Genomic DNA, 15,506 nt, shown 5'->3' with positions numbered 1-15,506 from the left:
CCGGCGCAAAGTCCGGCTGTCACCTGACCAGAAAAGGGACTGTTGAAATGAAGAAGCAAGTGATCGCCCTGACGGCCGCGACATTGATGTCGGCAACGGCCGCTCTGGCTGAATATCCGGAAAAGCCTGTATCGTTCATCGTTCCGTGGCCTCCGGGCGACCTGGAAGACGTGCTGACCCGTCTGATCGCGGACAAGTTCCAGGAAATGTACGGCGTGCCGGCAGCGGTCGTGAACAAGCCGGGTGGCGGCGGTGGTCCGTTCCCTGGTGCAGTGGAAGTCGCGACGGCGCCTGCCGACGGTTATACGGTCGGCTCTTTCGTGACCGACGTGCCGATTGGTGGTCCGCAGATCGGAATTCCCGAACTTTCGCCGAACCCGTTCGAGCCGATCGGCATTTTCATGACCTATCCGTTCGTGATTGCCGCTGGCGCAGACGCGCCCTACGCCACGTGGGCGGAGCTGGCTGATTACGCCAAGGAAAACGAGATCGCTCTCGGCCATTTCGGTTCGTTCCTGCCGCCCACCCAGATCACCTTCGCTGCCGCCAAGACCTCCGGCTTCGACTTTGCCAGCGAAGCGGCTTTTGACGAGCTGAACTGCAACACGCTGGCCTCCGGCGATGTCGACGTCATCAACACGACACTGCAGCAGATCCAGCCATGCCTCGGCGAGGTCAAGATCCTGGCCAGCATCGGCAAGGAACGGACGTCCCTGACGCCGAACGTGCAGACCATGCAGGAAATCAACCCGGATCTGTCGGTTGCGCTGTGGAACGGGCTGTTCGTTCACAAGGATGTTCCCGAAGATGCGCGGATCAAGATTTCCGAAGCTGCGCAAGCTGCGCTCAAGTCGCCGCAGGCGCTCGAGCTGATCGGCCAGACCGGCGTCCTGATCTACTGGCAGGACCCGGTTCAGTCCGAACAGCAGATCGAGGCTGATGCGGCGGCGCTTCAGAAAATCTCCGAGCTGATCGAACAATAAGGCGACTATTTCGGCCGGCGCATCTCGCGCCGGCCGGTTGCTTTCGGGTTCCAAGGAGGGTTCGGCTTGGCGCGCATCAAGACGCTGCAGGAACTGTTCAAACGCTATCGCCGGCCCGGCGACATCGTGTTTGCAATCCTGTTCCTGGCATTTTCCCTATTTCTTCTGTCGCAGATCCCGGGTGAGACGGTCTGGGCCAAGCGGACCAAGTGGTTTGCACAGCCAAGGTTCTGGCCCACAGTCGCTATCGGCGGCATGGTGCTGTTCGCCAGCCTGCATTTCATAGGCTCGCTTTGCTCCAAGCGCATTCCGGGTCGATGGCGCGAGGTCGGCTTCTGGCTGAAGTCGTTCGAGTTCGTGGCCTATTTCCTGATCTACGTGCTCCTGGTGCCGCAAATCGGCTACCTGCCGGCGACACTCGCCTTCACCTTGTTTCTGTGTGTCCGGATTGGCGAGGCAACGCCTCTCAACCTGGGTGCCGCGGTTGCCTTCAGCATTTCTGTGGTGGTGATCTTCCGCGCGTTTTTGCAGGTCAAGGTTCCCGCAGGCCACATCTACGAGGCGCTGCCTGACGGCATCCGCGCCTTTGCCCTGACCTATCTGTGAGGCGAGAATGGAACTGATCCTCTCCAGCCTGTCCATGCTTGCCCAATGGGACGTTCTTGCGGCCCTGGTGATCGGCTCCATCGGTGGTGTCATCATCGGCGCAATTCCTGGTGTCGGAGCTGCCGTCGCCATCGCAATCCTGCTGCCGGCAACCTTTTCCTTCGAGCCTATCGTCGGCTTGACCCTGCTGCTCGGCGTCTATGGCTCATCCATGTATGGCGGTGCCATTCCGGCGGTGCTGATCAACACACCGGGTACGGCGGTCAATGCGCTGACCACCTATGACGGCTACCCCATGACCAAGAAGGGGCAGGGGCATCGGGCGCTGTCGCTCGCCTATTCGGCTTCTTTCTTCGGCGGCATGTTTTCGATCCTGTGCCTGATCGTCCTCTCGCCGGTTCTGGCGATGATCGCGCCGCATTTCGGCAGCCGCGAGATCTTCCTGGCCGCGCTGATGGGCATCATCCTGGTGGTGGTGGCGCATCGCGGACAGGTTTTCGCAGCCGGCATGCTGGCCTGTTTCGGCATCTTCCTGAGCACCATCGGCCTGGAGCCTGCCAAATACACCAAGCGCTTCACCTTCGACCAGAGCTGGCTCACCTCCGGTGTCGATCTCATCGTGGTGGTGCTCGGTCTCTTTGCGATCTCGCAAGCGTTGCTGCTGCTGGTCGACAAGGAACATCAACCCGGATCGGCCAAGGTCGAGGGCAACCTCTTTGCCGGGCTCAAGGAGCTGTTCGCGTTCAAACGGGTGGCGACCGTTTCATCCGGCTTCGGTGTTCTCATGGGCATGATCCCCGGCGTGGGTGAATTCACTGCCCAGTTCCTGTCCTACACCTATGCGCAGAAATCCTCGAAGGACCCGGACCTTTTCGGCAAGGGATCACCGGAAGGGCTGATCGCTTCGGAAGCCGCCAACAATGCGGTTCCCGGTGCGGCGATGATCCCTTTGCTTGCTCTCGGCATTCCGGGAGAAGCGCTGACGGCAATGATGCTGTCAGTGTTCTATGTTCATAACGTCATCCCGGGGCCACAGCTGTTCCAGGGGCAACTCGACTTTGTGGTCGCGCTCTATCTGGCGCTGATCCTCCTGAATATCATCGTCCTGATCTTCCTCCTGTCCTCCACGGGGCTGCTGCTCAAGATCATTCAGATCCCGACGCGTTTCCTGGGTGTGATGATCATGACGCTGTCCTTTGTTGGCGTGTTCTCGCTGCGCAACTCGGTGACCGACTGCGCGATTGCCGCCGGCTTCGGCGTCTTCGGCCTGGTGCTGAAGCGTCTCAACCTGCCCATTGTGCCGATCATCCTCGGCATGGTGCTTGGCGGGATCATGGAGGTGAAACTTCGCAGCGCCATGGCGCGGGTGAATTCCCCGCTCGATTTCATCGACAGGCCGATCGCCGCAATCCTCTTCACAGCGATCATTCTCATTCTCGTCCTGCACGTACGTACGGTCATTCGCGAGCAAAAGGCGCGAGGGGATCGGGAAGAGGACACTTCCGAAACCTCAACCCAGCAAGGGTAGGAACCAAGATGCTTGACCAGGCCGCAATCGACGTTTTGCGCAACCAGCCCGTTGCAGAGCAGGGGCATTTTGTAAACGGCGCCTTTGCCGCGTCCCGAGAGGGGGCGACGCTGGAGGTGCTTTCCCCCATCGACGGAAAACCGCTGACAAGGATCGCAAGCGGAACGGCCGCCGATGTGGGACTTGCGGTTGAAGGCGCGCGCAAGGCGTTCGAGGATGGCCGCTGGTCGAAAACCGCCCCGGCCCACCGCAAGAAGGTATTGTTGAAGCTGGCGGATCTGATCGAGGCGAAAGCGCTTGAGCTTGCGGTTCTCGGCGTGCGCGACAACGGCACCGAGATCAACATGGCCTTCAAGGCCGAGGCTTTGTCCGCGGCCGGGACCTTCCGGTACTACGCAGAAGCACTCGACAAGATCTATGGCGAGATCGCGCCGACGGCAGACAATGTGCTGGGGCTTGTCCACCGGGCACCGGTCGGTGTCGTGGGGGCCATCGTTCCCTGGAACTTCCCGCTGATGATCGGCGCCTGGAAGATTGCTCCCGCGCTCGCCATGGGGAACTCCATCGTGCTGAAACCGGCGGAAACAGCCTCGCTCAGCCTGCTCAGGATTGCCGAACTGGCGTCCGAGGCAGGAGTTCCGGACGGTGTCTTCAACGTCGTGACCGGCCCCGGCGCCGTTGTCGGCGAAGCCCTGGCCCTCTCCATGGACGTCGACATCCTGGTCTTCACCGGTTCCGGTGCGACAGGGCGGCGGCTTCTTGAATATTCCGCCAGATCCAACCTGAAGCGCTGTTATCTGGAGCTGGGCGGCAAGTCCCCCAACATCGTCTTCAATGATACGGCTGATCTGGCGAAAGCTGCCAAGGTGTCGGCGGCGGGGATCTTCCGCAATTCCGGCCAGGTCTGTGTCGCCGGTTCGCGCCTCCTGGTGCAGGAGGACATTCACGACGATTTCGTTGTCGCGATCTGCCGGGAAGCGGAAGCTCTCAAGGTGGGTGATCCGCTGGATCTTTCCAGCCAGATCGGCGCGGTTCACTCGCTGACCCAGCTGGAAGCCGACTTGAAATTCGTGGAGACCGCGGAAGCCGAAGGTGCCGAGCGCCGCACCGGGGGTGAGCGGATCCTGACCGAGACCGGCGGATACTACATGGCTCCGACCGTCATGAGCGGGGTCAAGCCGGGCGATACGATTGCCAGGAAGGAAGTGTTCGGGCCCGTACTGGCCGTAACCGCCTTCAAGGACGAGGAAGAGGCCATCCGGATCGCCAACGGCACCGAATATGGTCTCGCCGCCGGTATCTGGACGTCCGATCTCGGCCGGGCGCATCGGATGATTTCCGGAGTCCGCTCCGGTGTCATCCATGTGAACACCTATGGCGGCTCGGACATGACCGTCCCGCTCGGGGGGATGAAGCAGTCCGGCAACGGCCACGACAAGTCGCTGCACGCGCTCGACAAGTATGTCGACCTGAAGACAGCCTGGATCCAGCTCTGAGGATATCCATGACCAAGACAATCCTGTCCATCGGGACCTACGACACCAAGAATGCCGAACTGGAATTCATAGAGCAGACCATACGCGATCAGGGTGGCGAGGTGCTGACGATGGATGTCAGCGTACTGGGCGATCCGGCCAGGCCGACCGGCATTTCCAAGCATGAGGTCGCCAGGGCAGGCGGCATGTCCATTGAGGACGTGATTGCACAAGGCGACGAGAACAAGGCTTTTCAGGTGATGGCGCAGGGTGCGGCAAAGCTTGTCGCCGACCTTTATGCGCAAGGCCGCATCGACGGCATGATCGCGCTTGGCGGAACGATGGGGACGGACCTGGCACTCGATTGTGCCCAGGCGCTGCCGATGGGCGTACCGAAATTCATCGTGTCTACGGTCAGCTTCTCGTCTCTGATCCCGCCGGAACGGCTGGCGCCAGATATCCAGATGATCCTGTGGGCCGGTGGCCTTTATGGCCTCAACGAAATCTGCAAGTCGTCGCTGGCGCAGGCCGCGGGCGCCGTGCTAGGTGCCGCCAGGGCCGCGCAGATGCCGGATCGCTCAAAGCCGCTGGTCGGCATGACATCGCTTGGCTCCAGTTGCCTGTCCTATATGAAGCTTCTGAAACCGGCACTCGAAGACCGGGGGTACGAAGTCGCTGTCTTCCATTCCACCGGCATGGGCGGCATGGCCTTCGAAAGCCTGGTGCGGGAGGGGGCCTTCTGCTGCGTCATGGATTTCTGCCTGCAGGAATTCGGCAATCTCCTGGCAGGGTCGCTGGTCAGCAGCGGGCCGGACCGGCTGCAGAATGCAGGCAGGCTGGGCACGCCGCAGATCGTGGCGCCGGGCGCGCTTGATCTGGTGGATTTTGCCGGCTGGCAGGAAATCCCGGCGCAATATGCCGACAGGCCGTTTCACGAGCACAATCGTCTGATCAAGAGCTCCGTCTTCAACCCGCAGGAGCGCCGTCAGTGGGCGAATGCACTCGCCGACCGACTGGAGGCAGCCAAGGGGCCGACCCATTTCCTGTTGCCGCTTGGCGGCATCGAGGCCTGGGACAAGGAGGGCGAGGAAGCCCACGATCCGGAGGGGCTGGCGGCCTTCATCGACGAAGTCAGGACAGTCTTCCCGGGCCGTATCGCGACGACCGAGGTTTCGGCGCATATCAACGACAAGGCGTTTGCGGATGCTGCGCTTGGCGTTTTCGACAGATGGGTCGAAGAAGGGATTGTCATGCGGGGCGGTTAAGGCCGCCGTGGGTGCCACGAAAGGAAAAAGCGCCGGCGAGCGGCGCTTTTTGGGGTCGTGAGATGGGGCTTTAGCTTGTTCTTGTGATCTGAGGTCAGCCCGTGGCAAGTCGTTGCCTGTCACGGGCCTTGGTCATCAGGACCGTGGTTTCTGGTTTTCCGGATCGTAGAGTGGCTGGTAGCCGACACCGGCGACCTCGACCGGGTAGGTTTCCGAGAAATACTCGACATTCAGCTTGCGGCCGACCTGGCAGTACTCCTGCGGCAGGTAGGCAAGAGCGATGTTCTTGCCGATGGTCGGGCCATAGGCGACCGAGGTCGTGTAGGAAATACGGCCCAGGCTGTCGACCAGCGTCTTGCCCGTGTCCGGATCCTGCACCGGCATCGCGCCGACCGGGTAACGTTTGACACCGCTTGCATCTGTGTTTTCAAGCATCACCAGCGTGCACAGCATGGCCGGCTGCTTGTCGCGCTCCCGGTACTCGACGTGCTTTGCCTTGCCGCGGAAATCCGCTTCCTTGACCTTCGGGCGGGCCAGATCAGCCTCCAGGAGGTTGTACTGGGTCAGAAGATCGGCGTTCTGCAGGCGCAGGGATTTTTCCATGCGGCGCGAGTTGGCGTAGGTTTCGACGCCGACCGCGATGACACCCGTGGACCGCAGAGCGTCCCAGACGGCCAGGCCGTCTTCGTACTTCATGTGCAGTTCCCAGCCCTGTTCACCGACATAGGACAGGCGCAAGGCCATGACGGACTTGCCGGCGATTTCGATCTGGCGGATGCCCGCAAACGGGAAGTTTTCCGGATCGAGTGCTGCCGGATCGGCAACCACTTTCTTCAGGTTCTCACGGGCGTTCGGGCCCCAGATGCCGATGGTGGTGTACTGCTCGCTGACGTCTGTCACCGTGACGTCGAAGCCTTTGTCCTCGGCGATGCGCTTCACATAGTGATAGTCGCGCGGGCCGGCGTCTGCACCGTCGACGATGCGGCAGCGGTCTGCCATGCGGAAGACCGTGAGGTCGGCACGCACGTTGCCTTCGTCATCGAGGAAGTGGGTGTAGATACCCTTGCCGATGTTGGCATCGCCGCCGATCTTCGCGGCACACAGCCACTCCAGCAGTTCCACATGGTCCGGGCCTTCGACGTCGAACATGTAGAAGTGCGACAGGTTGATGATGCCGCAGTTCTCGCTGAGTTCGAGCTGCTCGGCGTTGGAGACGCGCCAGAAATGGCGGTTGTCCCATTCGTTTTCACGAACCGGAACCCGGTCGCCGTATTTTTCCAGCAGATGCTCGTTGGCGGCATACCCATGCGCGCGTTCCCAGCCGCCCAGTTCCATGAAGTGGCCGCCGAGTTCAACCTCGCGGTCGTAGAACGGGGACCGCTTGACGCTGCGGCTCGTCAGGTAAGGCTCACGCGGGTGGATCGCCGGGAAATAGATCTTCTGCGCAGCTTCGTAGCAGCGGTCCTCGATGTATTTCTCGGTCAGCTGGTGGGAATAGAAGCGCGAATAGTCGATGGACGCATGGTCGATTTCAGTCCGGCCATCGGTGATCCAGTCAGCCAGCAGCTTGCCGTAGCCAGGTCCGTCCTTGACCCAGATCGCAACGCAGTACCACAGGCCGCGGACTTTCTGACTTTCACCGCAGGAGGGGCCGCCGGCCGCGGAAACCTGCAGGAGGCCGTTGAAGGAATGGCCTTCGTTGTAGCCGATCTCACCCAGGATCGGGGTCAGCTCCATGGCGCGCTCGAGCGGCTCCATGACCTGTTCCATTTCCAGATCTCGCTGGGAGGGGGACAGGCGGGCCTGATCCTTCTCAAGGAGATCGCGCGGGTGGCACATGCGCGGATGGGTCGGTTCGTAGTACCCCCACTCGATCTGGCCGCCTTCGGCCGTCTTGGGATCGCCCGTGTCGCGCATGTAGGCGGAGTTGCCCTGGTCGCGCAGCAGCGGATAGCCGATGTCCTTGCCGGTGCCTTCGAATTCGTTGTACGGGCCGAAGAAAGTCAGCGGATGGTCGACAGGCATTACCGGCAGGTCTTCGCCAACCATCTCGGCAATCAGGCGGCCCCACAGACCGGCGCAGACGATGACATGGTCAGCCATGATCGTGCCGCGGTGGGTCTTGACGCCCTTGATGTGGCCGTCCTCGACGATAAGGGACTGGGCCGGGGTATTGGCAAAGGCTTTCAGCTTGCCGGTCTTCTCGCCTTCATCAACGAGCTTGCCTGCAACCGTCTGCGAGCGCGGGATGACGAGACCTGCATCCGGGTCCCACATCCCGCCCTGGACCATGTCCTCTTCGATCAGCGGAAACTTTTCCTTGATCTCGGCCGGGGTCACGAGGCGCACATTGGTGCCGAAGGCCTTGCCCGAGGTCACCTTGCGCTTGATTTCCTCCATCCAGGTGTCGTCGCCGGTGCGCGCGACTTCCAGACCACCGACGCGGGCGTAGTGACCCATCTTGTCGAAGAAGTCGATGGAGTACTGGGTGGTCCAGACGGACAGGTAGTCGTGGCTGGTGGTGTAGCAGAAGTCGGACGCATGGGCCGTCGAACCGATGTCGGTCGGAATGCCGGACTTGTCGATGCCGACAATATCGGTCCAGCCGCGTTCGATGAGGTGATGCGCGATCGACGCGCCGACGATACCGCCGAGACCGACGATGACGATCTGTGCCTTGTCAGGAAATGCTGACATGTCTCATTCCTTTTTCATCGACCGGAGCGCAGTCCGCCTGCGTCCGGTCCGTGCGACTGCACCGGATTTCCGTTTCGTGGCGGCAGTATCGCGACTGATCGACAGGCAAAATAGCGTAATTGCGTCATGGCGGCATAAGCGCCACGACACGGTGGTTCAAATCGTCAGGAAAAGCTGGCTTGTGATTGCGACAGGCTGGTCGTGTTTCGAGAACGCGGCACGGTACGAAAACGGTCGCGAATTATCAGGGAAATGTCAGGGTTTCGGGTGCGTGGTGAAGTGTCCGGCAAGCGCGCCACGCCGGAAGGGAGTGGCGGCAAATGATAGGCGTTCGCCGCGTTGCGCTCCGGCCATCATATCCGTCAGGTGAGGATGGTTGCCCCGGGGAAACGTAAGCTGGAAAGCGGCGGCCCGGGGCAACGCGTCAGGTCCAATCAGCGAATGCTGCAGTTGCCTGAAGTCGATGTGCTGTTGATTGTGTAGCGCCACTTGGTCTTGCCGCCGTAGTAGCCAAGGCAGGGTCCGTCACAATAGCCGTTCTTGGCGTTCGAGAACTCCGAGAAACTGATGAAGCGGCAGCTGTTGCCGTCATAGGCGAACTTGTAGGTCCGCTTTGTGGTGCGGTCCTCGGCTGGGTCCTTTTCCTCTTCGGAAATTTCGACGATGCCGTTGCTGTAGGTGTAGCGCGAACAGATATTCCGCTTGTAGCCTTCCTCGATTTCCAGCTTGACGCAGTTGGTCCTGCCCTTGCCGGAGATGCTGCCGGAGGTCTTGACGCTTTTACCGTTCACAAACACGGTTCCCGCCTGGTTGTCCGGATCGGCGACCAGCAGATTGTCGCCGTTCTGGCGGATCAGAACGGCCGTGGTGCCTGTGCGGTTGTTGGTTTCGGTGAACGAACCCTTGTTGGTGTTGGAATAATAGTCCTTCTGCTCGATCTTGATATTCGAGCTCAGGAAAATCTTCTTGCTGCCGAGATCGAAGGTCGCGGGAGCTGATTTGGAACTCTGGGCCGGGGAGGCGCCTTCCGGTGCCGTCGACTGGCAACCGGCCATACCCAGCATTGAGGTCGTCAATGCCAGGAACAAAATCTTCTTCACAATAAGTCTCCTTCCGGGAAAATGCCCTCCATCTGGAGGATCTTGAAATTCAGTGTTGATGGATTTGATTCGAGCTGTGGTTGCGGGTTTGCCGGTGCGCTGTCCATGCCGTCACTTTCCATAGACATCGGTTTGCGGACCGTCCTGAACCTTGCAAATGAGCGAGGTCGGCTTTCCATAGGCGTACTTGAGCTGGGTGTTGGAGAAGTGCTCCTGCCTGAACTCCAGGATCCGGCACTCCTTGCCGTTCATTTCCAGCGTGAATGCGTTTTTCCGGATGTATCCGTCTTCAACCATTTCCATGGTGTGGACTGCATGAAGACGGTTTGCGGAGAGCCGCTCAACATCCACGAAATGGACGATGGGGTCGCCAGATTTGGTTTTATTGACCCTCTCACCTGATCCCGTGCCGGTTGGTATCCGGACGCCTTCCGTTTCGAAGTTCGAGTGAAACGAAAAGGAATAGAACAGGTCGTCGTTCCCGGCGAAGAAGATGGCGGCGAGATAGAACCACGCGCTGTGTTCCCAGACGCAGGACTGTGTGCCGTCGGCAAAACCGCAGATCGGCATGGTGATGTCGATCGTTATGGTCTTGCCGGACATGTCGTCCGCGCTTGCGTTTCCTGCAAAGCCGGCCGCAAGAAGCAGGCTGGCTGCCAGAGTTTTTATCAACCCCATCTTGCCCCGATCATCTGAAACTCGAGCACGTGTGCCGCTCTGCCAGGTCAGTCACAATATTGCTGGCCGTTGAACGTGAAGCAGTTGCCTCCGGATGAGGAGGACTGGGGACTGGGTTTCGACTTCGTGTAACACTGCCCTGCTGAAGAGAGCAGTTGTCCGGCCGGGCAGGTTTTCAGAACACACTCGTTGTTCTTCAATACGTAGCGGGCGGAACAGGTCAGCGGACATATCCTGCCGTCGAGCTGCCGAAGTTTCTTCAGGACAGCCGCGTTGGGAGACAAGGACGCAAGCTGAAGCTTGGCTTCGTTCCTCAAGGTGTCGAGCGCGCGGCCACTTTTCGGGCCCCAGACACCGTCTGGCGAACCTGCGTCGCAGCCAAGCCTGTTGAGTTCCACCTGGACGGCCCTCGTCAGTTCCTTCGGGTCGGACGGGACCGGAGCTCCGTTTATCGGTTGCTCGGCTTCGCTCGGTGCAAGACTTGCCTGGACCTGCGGCTTGTCTTCGAAGTCCTTCAGTCGGTTGGCGGCGACACCTGCGAAAAGGCCGTTTGGAAACTGGGCGAGATAGGCGCGCAGTTCCGAGATGGAAGGATTGTCGCGAATGGCGGTCCAGTAGGCGACGTCGAGGCTGCCCTGGCTGCCGGCTTCTCCGGCGGTATCGTCTGGCAGCGGACCGTCTTCATAAAAGTAGAAATCACCGGTGATCGAGCTGACTTCCCAAGGCACCTGCCGGTCGGCGGTTTCGGCCAGAACATCGCGCCGGGCCTGCTTGAAGACGGATTCAATCGGCTCGCCGGGGCTGGTTTCGATGGCGCGGCTGAGGGCGGCCGTGTAGGGAGAATTTCCGGCGGAACCGTCCATCGCGACCTGCCCGGGCGACGTCGCATAGGCGATCAGGGTGCCCATGGGTGCATCGATGGGGGCGAGGCCACGGGTGGCCGAGCGGAAAGAGCCTTTGAAGGGATTGTTGCGACAGGCATCCAGTACGACGATGTTCACCGGACTGCTGGACGAGTTCATCACCTTGAGGAAGTCGTTGACGTTGATGCCCTCAAGATCGACCTCGTCCTCATCCGCCAGAAGGGCGTTCACCGGGATAAGATAATTCTCCCCGCGTACCTGCACACCGTGCCCGGCGTAGTAGATCAGGCCTGCTTCGATCGACGAATCCCGCAAGGTGCGACCAAACTCGAGAAGTTCCCGCTTCATATCCCTGTAGTTGCCGTCGATGAGCTGCCTCACTTCGAAACCGGCATCGCCCAAGGTTTTTGCCATGAGAAGGGCATCGTTTTCAGGGTTTTTCAGCGACTGGATATGCTCGTAATTCGAATTGCCGATGATGAGCGCGACGCGCTTACCCGCAAAGGCGGATCCTGTACTTAAAATTATTTGAATAAATACGATGGCCGTCAAAATGACGCTCAATCGAATAATATGTGCTGGCAGCAAATAGTTCACTTGTAGCCCCCGCTAAGTGAATGAAATAAAGGAGTTCTTGCTGATTACTCTCCTTTGTATAGCTGCAGCACCGGTTTCCTGTCCACAGCGTCAATGGAGGAAGACCATTGCCAAAGTGACGGGATCGTCCTGTCTTCCGGTTTTGGTCTTGTATTTGTAGCGGGGGAAGGTGCTGGGCGTGCAGAACGGGGGCACGCCCGCAGTCTTTAGCTCCAGACCGTTTCCTGTCCGTTTTCAAGCACATGAACAACGCCCTGTGGTTCCTTGAGGCTGAGGATCCCGGTGTCATCGAGGCCAAGAACGATACCCCGAATAACCTTGCCGATCTGGCCATGGGCCACTGCGATTGTCGGTCCCGTCAGGCCTGCAAGCCAGGCTCCGGCGCGCTCACGCATCTGCTGCAGTGTCTCGCCACCCGGCGCGCCAAAATACCAGGTATTGCCGGGCTTGCCGTTCATGTGTTCGGGATACTTCTCGAACATCTCGGGCCTTGTCAGGCCGCTCAGGCCGCCGACATCGATTTCAACGAGCAGGTCGGTTTCAACCGGCGAAAAGTCGAAGTTCTGCTGCAGGTACTGCGAGGTTTCCAGGGTTCGGCCCAAGGGGCTGACCATCTGGTCGTAACCTTCGGCTGATACCAGTTCGCGGGCGAGGATCTTTCCCAAGAGGGTCGCCTGCTCGCGTCCCTTTGCGGTCAGGGGAGAATCCAGCCGGCCTTGCGCACGGCCGATCAGGTTCCATTCTGTTTCGCCGTGGCGCATGAAGATGATTTTCGGATGGGTCATCGGATTGTCTTTTTAAGTGTCATGTTGGCGGTCCGTTCGGGTCGAACCGGTTTTACGGGGGTGAAACTGGGCGGGCAGCAGTCGGTTCTCCCGCCCGGCAGGCGTTTGATCTCAGGCGGCCGCCACTTCGTTGAGGAATGTCGTCACGGTCGACCGAATGCGTGCTGTCTGCTGGTTCAGGTTGTCGGAGGCATTCAGAACATCGCTTGCGGATTTCCGGGTGTCGCCGATCGCGTCCGAAACGCTGGACATGTCTTCGACGACCGCCATGGTTCGATTGGAGGCGAGGGCGGCATTCCGCGCGATTTCGTTGGTTGCGTAGCCCTGCTGCTCGACAGGAGCGGCAATCGCGCTGGTACACTCCGAGACGTCCTGCATGATCGCGACGATCTCGCCGATGGCCGTAACCGTTTCCGATGCGGACGCCTGCATGGCCGCAATCTGCGAGGCGATTTCGTTTGTCGCTCTTGCGGTCTGGGTTGCCAGCGACTTGACCTCTGCCGCCACAACGGCAAAGCCCTTGCCGGCTTCCCCGGCACGAGCCGCCTCGATGGTGGCGTTGAGTGCCAGCAGGTTGGTTTGTTCGGCGATCTCGGAGATCAGGGAAACAACGCCTTCGATGCTTTGTGCGGTTTCCGCAAGGCCGGTGATCTTGCTGCTGGTCCGGTTGGCGTTGTCCGCGGCGTTGCTGACGATCTGGCTCGACGTTTCCACCTGCCGGGCGATCTCGGCAATCGAGGCAGCCATCTCGTCGGTGGCAGCCGCGACGGCCTGAACGTTGCCGGAGGCTTCGTTCGAGGAACCGGTGGCGTTGCCGGTGAGGGAAGATGCCGTTTCGGCAATCACCGTCATCGACTGGGCAGTGTCCTGCATCTGTCCGGCATTTTCGGACAGGCTCTTCAGGACGTCCTGAATGTCATTGCGGAACCCGGCCACCAGCCTGTCTATATGCTGTTGGCGCTCCTCACTGGCCAACTGGCTTTGCAACCGTTCTTCGCCGAGGCGGCGGTTTTCCAGCAGGCTGTCACGGAAAATCAGGAGTGCCTGACGGAGCTGCCCAACCTCGTCGCGCGTGACCGCACCGTCGATCGTGACATCGACTTCGCCGTCAGCCAGGCGACGGGTTGCAGCTGTCAGAACGGACACGGGGCGGGCAACGGTGAACCAGAGTGCAACTGCCGCCGCAATGCCGAATACCAGCCCGATCGCGGACACCGCCAACAGGATGAGTGTCGACCTTGCTTCCGTACTGGCGGCACTGGTTTCCAGCCTTGCGTTGAGCGCGGAAATGCCTTCGGCAAACTTTGTCTCGGCAGTGTCGGCAGCAGCAAGCGCAACCCGAAAATCTGCCATGGCCGAAGACAGTTTCGCAAAGGCGCTGCCCAGGGTTTCGATTGCGGTGCGCGCTGCAACCGCATCGGCTCCCGTCAGCATGGTGGACAACACCTGCTCCTGTTGCATCTGCAGGGCCGCGATACTGTCGAGCACCGCCTTGCGCGTAAGATCCGACCGGTTGACCTGGAACTGCCAGAACGCATCTGACAACACCCGGGCTTCGGCAGCAAAGTCGTCGCCGGCCTTGGCTTCGGCAACAGCGGATCGGGCAAGTCCCTCGATCGCCAGCATGTCGCCGTGGGCCCTCTTGAAGGCGCGGCCAAGGTCATTGCGCACGGCATCGGTCAGTCCGGCAAGGCTGTCAAAGCCCTTGGTCAGAGCGTCTCTCCCGGACAGGGCCTGGGACGGATCCTTCTGTACAGCAGAGAGCAGGGCGCGCATGGCGTTGGCGCCTTCGGCAAGGTCACGCGCGGGCTGCAGGTTTTCCGACACGGTTGCGGAGGACGTCAGCTTGCGGATCAGGAGATAGTACTTGCCGAAGGATTTGCTGACCGCCTTCATGTGAGCCGCGTCCGGATGTCGAAACAGGGTCTCCAGATCCAGCTTGAGTTGCATGGAATGGGCGCTGGCAAGTGTTGCTGCCTGCGCGAGTTCACTGGCTGCTTCCCCGCTTGTTCTCAAGGATTGCAGCTCGTTGACCAGTTTCTGTTCGCGTTTCGCTGCCGCCTGGGCAACGCTGTGGCCGATCGCCATCAGGTTTTCCAGGGATGTCGTCATCTGCAGGCGTTTGCGTTCGATTTCTTCCTCGGAGGCAACCAGGGTGTCGAAAGCAGTCGAGAATGCCGCAATGTTGCCGGTCGCCGAGGCAACGTCTTCTCCGCCTGCTTGCAGAACGGACAGCGTCGCGGAGATGTCGGTCATGCTGTCCTTCACCACGGAGACGTCATCCGGATCGCCGGATTCGACGTAACGCGCTTTCAGGCGGTTAAGCTGGGCCATGGACATCAGGGCAGAGCCCGTTGTCTGGGAGGTTTGAATTGCCCCGCCCATCTGGCGGGTCGCGACATAGCCGACGACCGCAACGGACATTGTAAGCAGAACGGAAACAGCCATGCAGATGGCGAGTTTCATCGATATCGGAAGATTGCCGGCGGCTCTCATGTTTCCCCCATGAATCGAGTTTCAGTGGTTCACTGAACTCCATGCCGCCACAGGAGTAATCCGGGAAAGCTAGGTGGTAGTTGTTACCAAACTATTTATGACCAGGTCAGTTTTATCGGTGAGGCAAGTGCCTAGCCAAAGTTGACTAATACCACCGATTATCGGAACCTTCCTTGATCCGCTGAATTGCTTGAAAGGTGTTGCGATTTTCTTCGCGCTGCGAGACCTGTATCGCGATTCCGATATCAAAAACTTGACCTTGCGTCATATTGGCAAGTGTTTCTGCGAAAGATGGCCCGTGAACAGACGCTCACGGGCCCCGACGCCCGAACCTTGGGCTTTCAGCTCCTCCCAGCCGGCAGTGGCGGCCGCCCGCAGGGAGAAGGGTGAGAGGAGGTTAGGCCGGGCACCGGATCTGAATGGCGTGAAGACA

The 15,506-nt window shown here is 60.1% G+C and carries 11 protein-coding genes; 5 read left to right on the top strand and 6 right to left on the bottom strand.

Annotated features, from left to right (window positions below; all coding sequences use genetic code 11):
* Window positions 1–47: 47 nt before the first annotated feature.
* The 5 genes from J7447_RS13985 to J7447_RS13965 all read left to right on the top strand — a co-directional run bounded on the left by J7447_RS13985 (window position 48) and on the right by J7447_RS13965 (window position 5,857).
* The gene (locus tag J7447_RS13985; protein ID WP_031270417.1) at window positions 48–983 is read left to right on the top strand and encodes a tripartite tricarboxylate transporter substrate binding protein; all 936 of its coding nucleotides are present in this window, start codon (window positions 48–50) and stop codon (window positions 981–983) included.
* A gap of 66 nt (window positions 984–1,049) precedes the next feature.
* Window positions 1,050–1,589, top strand: coding sequence for a tripartite tricarboxylate transporter TctB family protein (locus J7447_RS13980; RefSeq protein WP_055656045.1), 540 nt, complete (start codon window positions 1,050–1,052; stop codon window positions 1,587–1,589).
* 7 nt (window positions 1,590–1,596) lie between these two features.
* On the top strand, window positions 1,597–3,117 hold the full coding sequence (locus tag J7447_RS13975; protein WP_209169881.1) for a tripartite tricarboxylate transporter permease: 1,521 nt from the start codon (window positions 1,597–1,599) through the stop codon (window positions 3,115–3,117).
* An 8-nt stretch (window positions 3,118–3,125) separates the two neighbouring features.
* On the top strand, window positions 3,126–4,613 hold the full coding sequence (locus J7447_RS13970; RefSeq protein WP_209169880.1) for an aldehyde dehydrogenase: 1,488 nt from the start codon (window positions 3,126–3,128) through the stop codon (window positions 4,611–4,613).
* 8 nt (window positions 4,614–4,621) lie between these two features.
* The gene (locus tag J7447_RS13965) at window positions 4,622–5,857 is read left to right on the top strand and encodes a Tm-1-like ATP-binding domain-containing protein (protein ID WP_209169879.1); all 1,236 of its coding nucleotides are present in this window, start codon (window positions 4,622–4,624) and stop codon (window positions 5,855–5,857) included.
* Window positions 5,858–5,992: 135 nt separating this feature from the next.
* Here the strand turns inward: J7447_RS13965 and J7447_RS13960 are convergent, their stop codons facing one another.
* From J7447_RS13960 to J7447_RS13935, 6 genes are all read right to left on the bottom strand, one after another.
* Entirely contained in the window at window positions 5,993–8,554 is a 2,562-nt protein-coding gene (locus J7447_RS13960; protein WP_023003292.1) for an FAD-dependent oxidoreductase, read from the bottom strand.
* 434 nt (window positions 8,555–8,988) lie between these two features.
* Window positions 8,989–9,654: a hypothetical protein gene (locus tag J7447_RS13955; RefSeq protein WP_055656035.1), complete on the bottom strand. Its 666-nt coding sequence runs from the start codon at window positions 9,652–9,654 to the stop codon at window positions 8,989–8,991.
* Between the two features lie 111 nt (window positions 9,655–9,765).
* Window positions 9,766–10,332, bottom strand: coding sequence for a hypothetical protein (locus tag J7447_RS13950; protein ID WP_023003297.1), 567 nt, complete (start codon window positions 10,330–10,332; stop codon window positions 9,766–9,768).
* A 47-nt stretch (window positions 10,333–10,379) separates the two neighbouring features.
* Window positions 10,380–11,792, bottom strand: coding sequence for a caspase domain-containing protein (locus tag J7447_RS13945; RefSeq protein ID WP_353653795.1), 1,413 nt, complete (start codon window positions 11,790–11,792; stop codon window positions 10,380–10,382).
* 206 nt (window positions 11,793–11,998) lie between these two features.
* Window positions 11,999–12,577: a histidine phosphatase family protein gene (locus tag J7447_RS13940; RefSeq protein WP_023003301.1), complete on the bottom strand. Its 579-nt coding sequence runs from the start codon at window positions 12,575–12,577 to the stop codon at window positions 11,999–12,001.
* A gap of 111 nt (window positions 12,578–12,688) precedes the next feature.
* Entirely contained in the window at window positions 12,689–15,073 is a 2,385-nt protein-coding gene (locus J7447_RS13935; RefSeq protein WP_209169877.1) for a methyl-accepting chemotaxis protein, read from the bottom strand.
* Window positions 15,074–15,506: the final 433 nt, after the last annotated feature.

It is taken from the genome of Labrenzia sp. R5_0, from assembly GCF_017743835.1.
GTDB classification, from domain to species: Bacteria; Pseudomonadota; Alphaproteobacteria; order Rhizobiales; family Stappiaceae; genus Roseibium; species Roseibium algicola.
This window is presented reverse-complemented; position numbering and strand designations above follow the sequence as displayed.

Bases quoted from the DNA above. Each gene is read 5' to 3' on its own strand.
- J7447_RS13935 (WP_209169877.1), bottom strand. From the start codon at position 15,073: ATGAGAGCCGCCGGCAATCTTCCGATATCGATGAAACTCGCCATCTGC.
- J7447_RS13965 (WP_209169879.1), top strand. From the start codon at position 4,622: ATGACCAAGACAATCCTGTCCATCGGGACCTACGACACCAAGAATGCC.
- J7447_RS13950 (WP_023003297.1), bottom strand. From the start codon at position 10,332: ATGGGGTTGATAAAAACTCTGGCAGCCAGCCTGCTTCTTGCGGCCGGC.
- J7447_RS13960 (WP_023003292.1), bottom strand. From the start codon at position 8,554: ATGTCAGCATTTCCTGACAAGGCACAGATCGTCATCGTCGGTCTCGGC.
- J7447_RS13985 (WP_031270417.1), top strand. From the start codon at position 48: ATGAAGAAGCAAGTGATCGCCCTGACGGCCGCGACATTGATGTCGGCA.
- J7447_RS13940 (WP_023003301.1), bottom strand. From the start codon at position 12,577: ATGACCCATCCGAAAATCATCTTCATGCGCCACGGCGAAACAGAATGG.
- J7447_RS13970 (WP_209169880.1), top strand. From the start codon at position 3,126: ATGCTTGACCAGGCCGCAATCGACGTTTTGCGCAACCAGCCCGTTGCA.
- J7447_RS13975 (WP_209169881.1), top strand. From the start codon at position 1,597: ATGGAACTGATCCTCTCCAGCCTGTCCATGCTTGCCCAATGGGACGTT.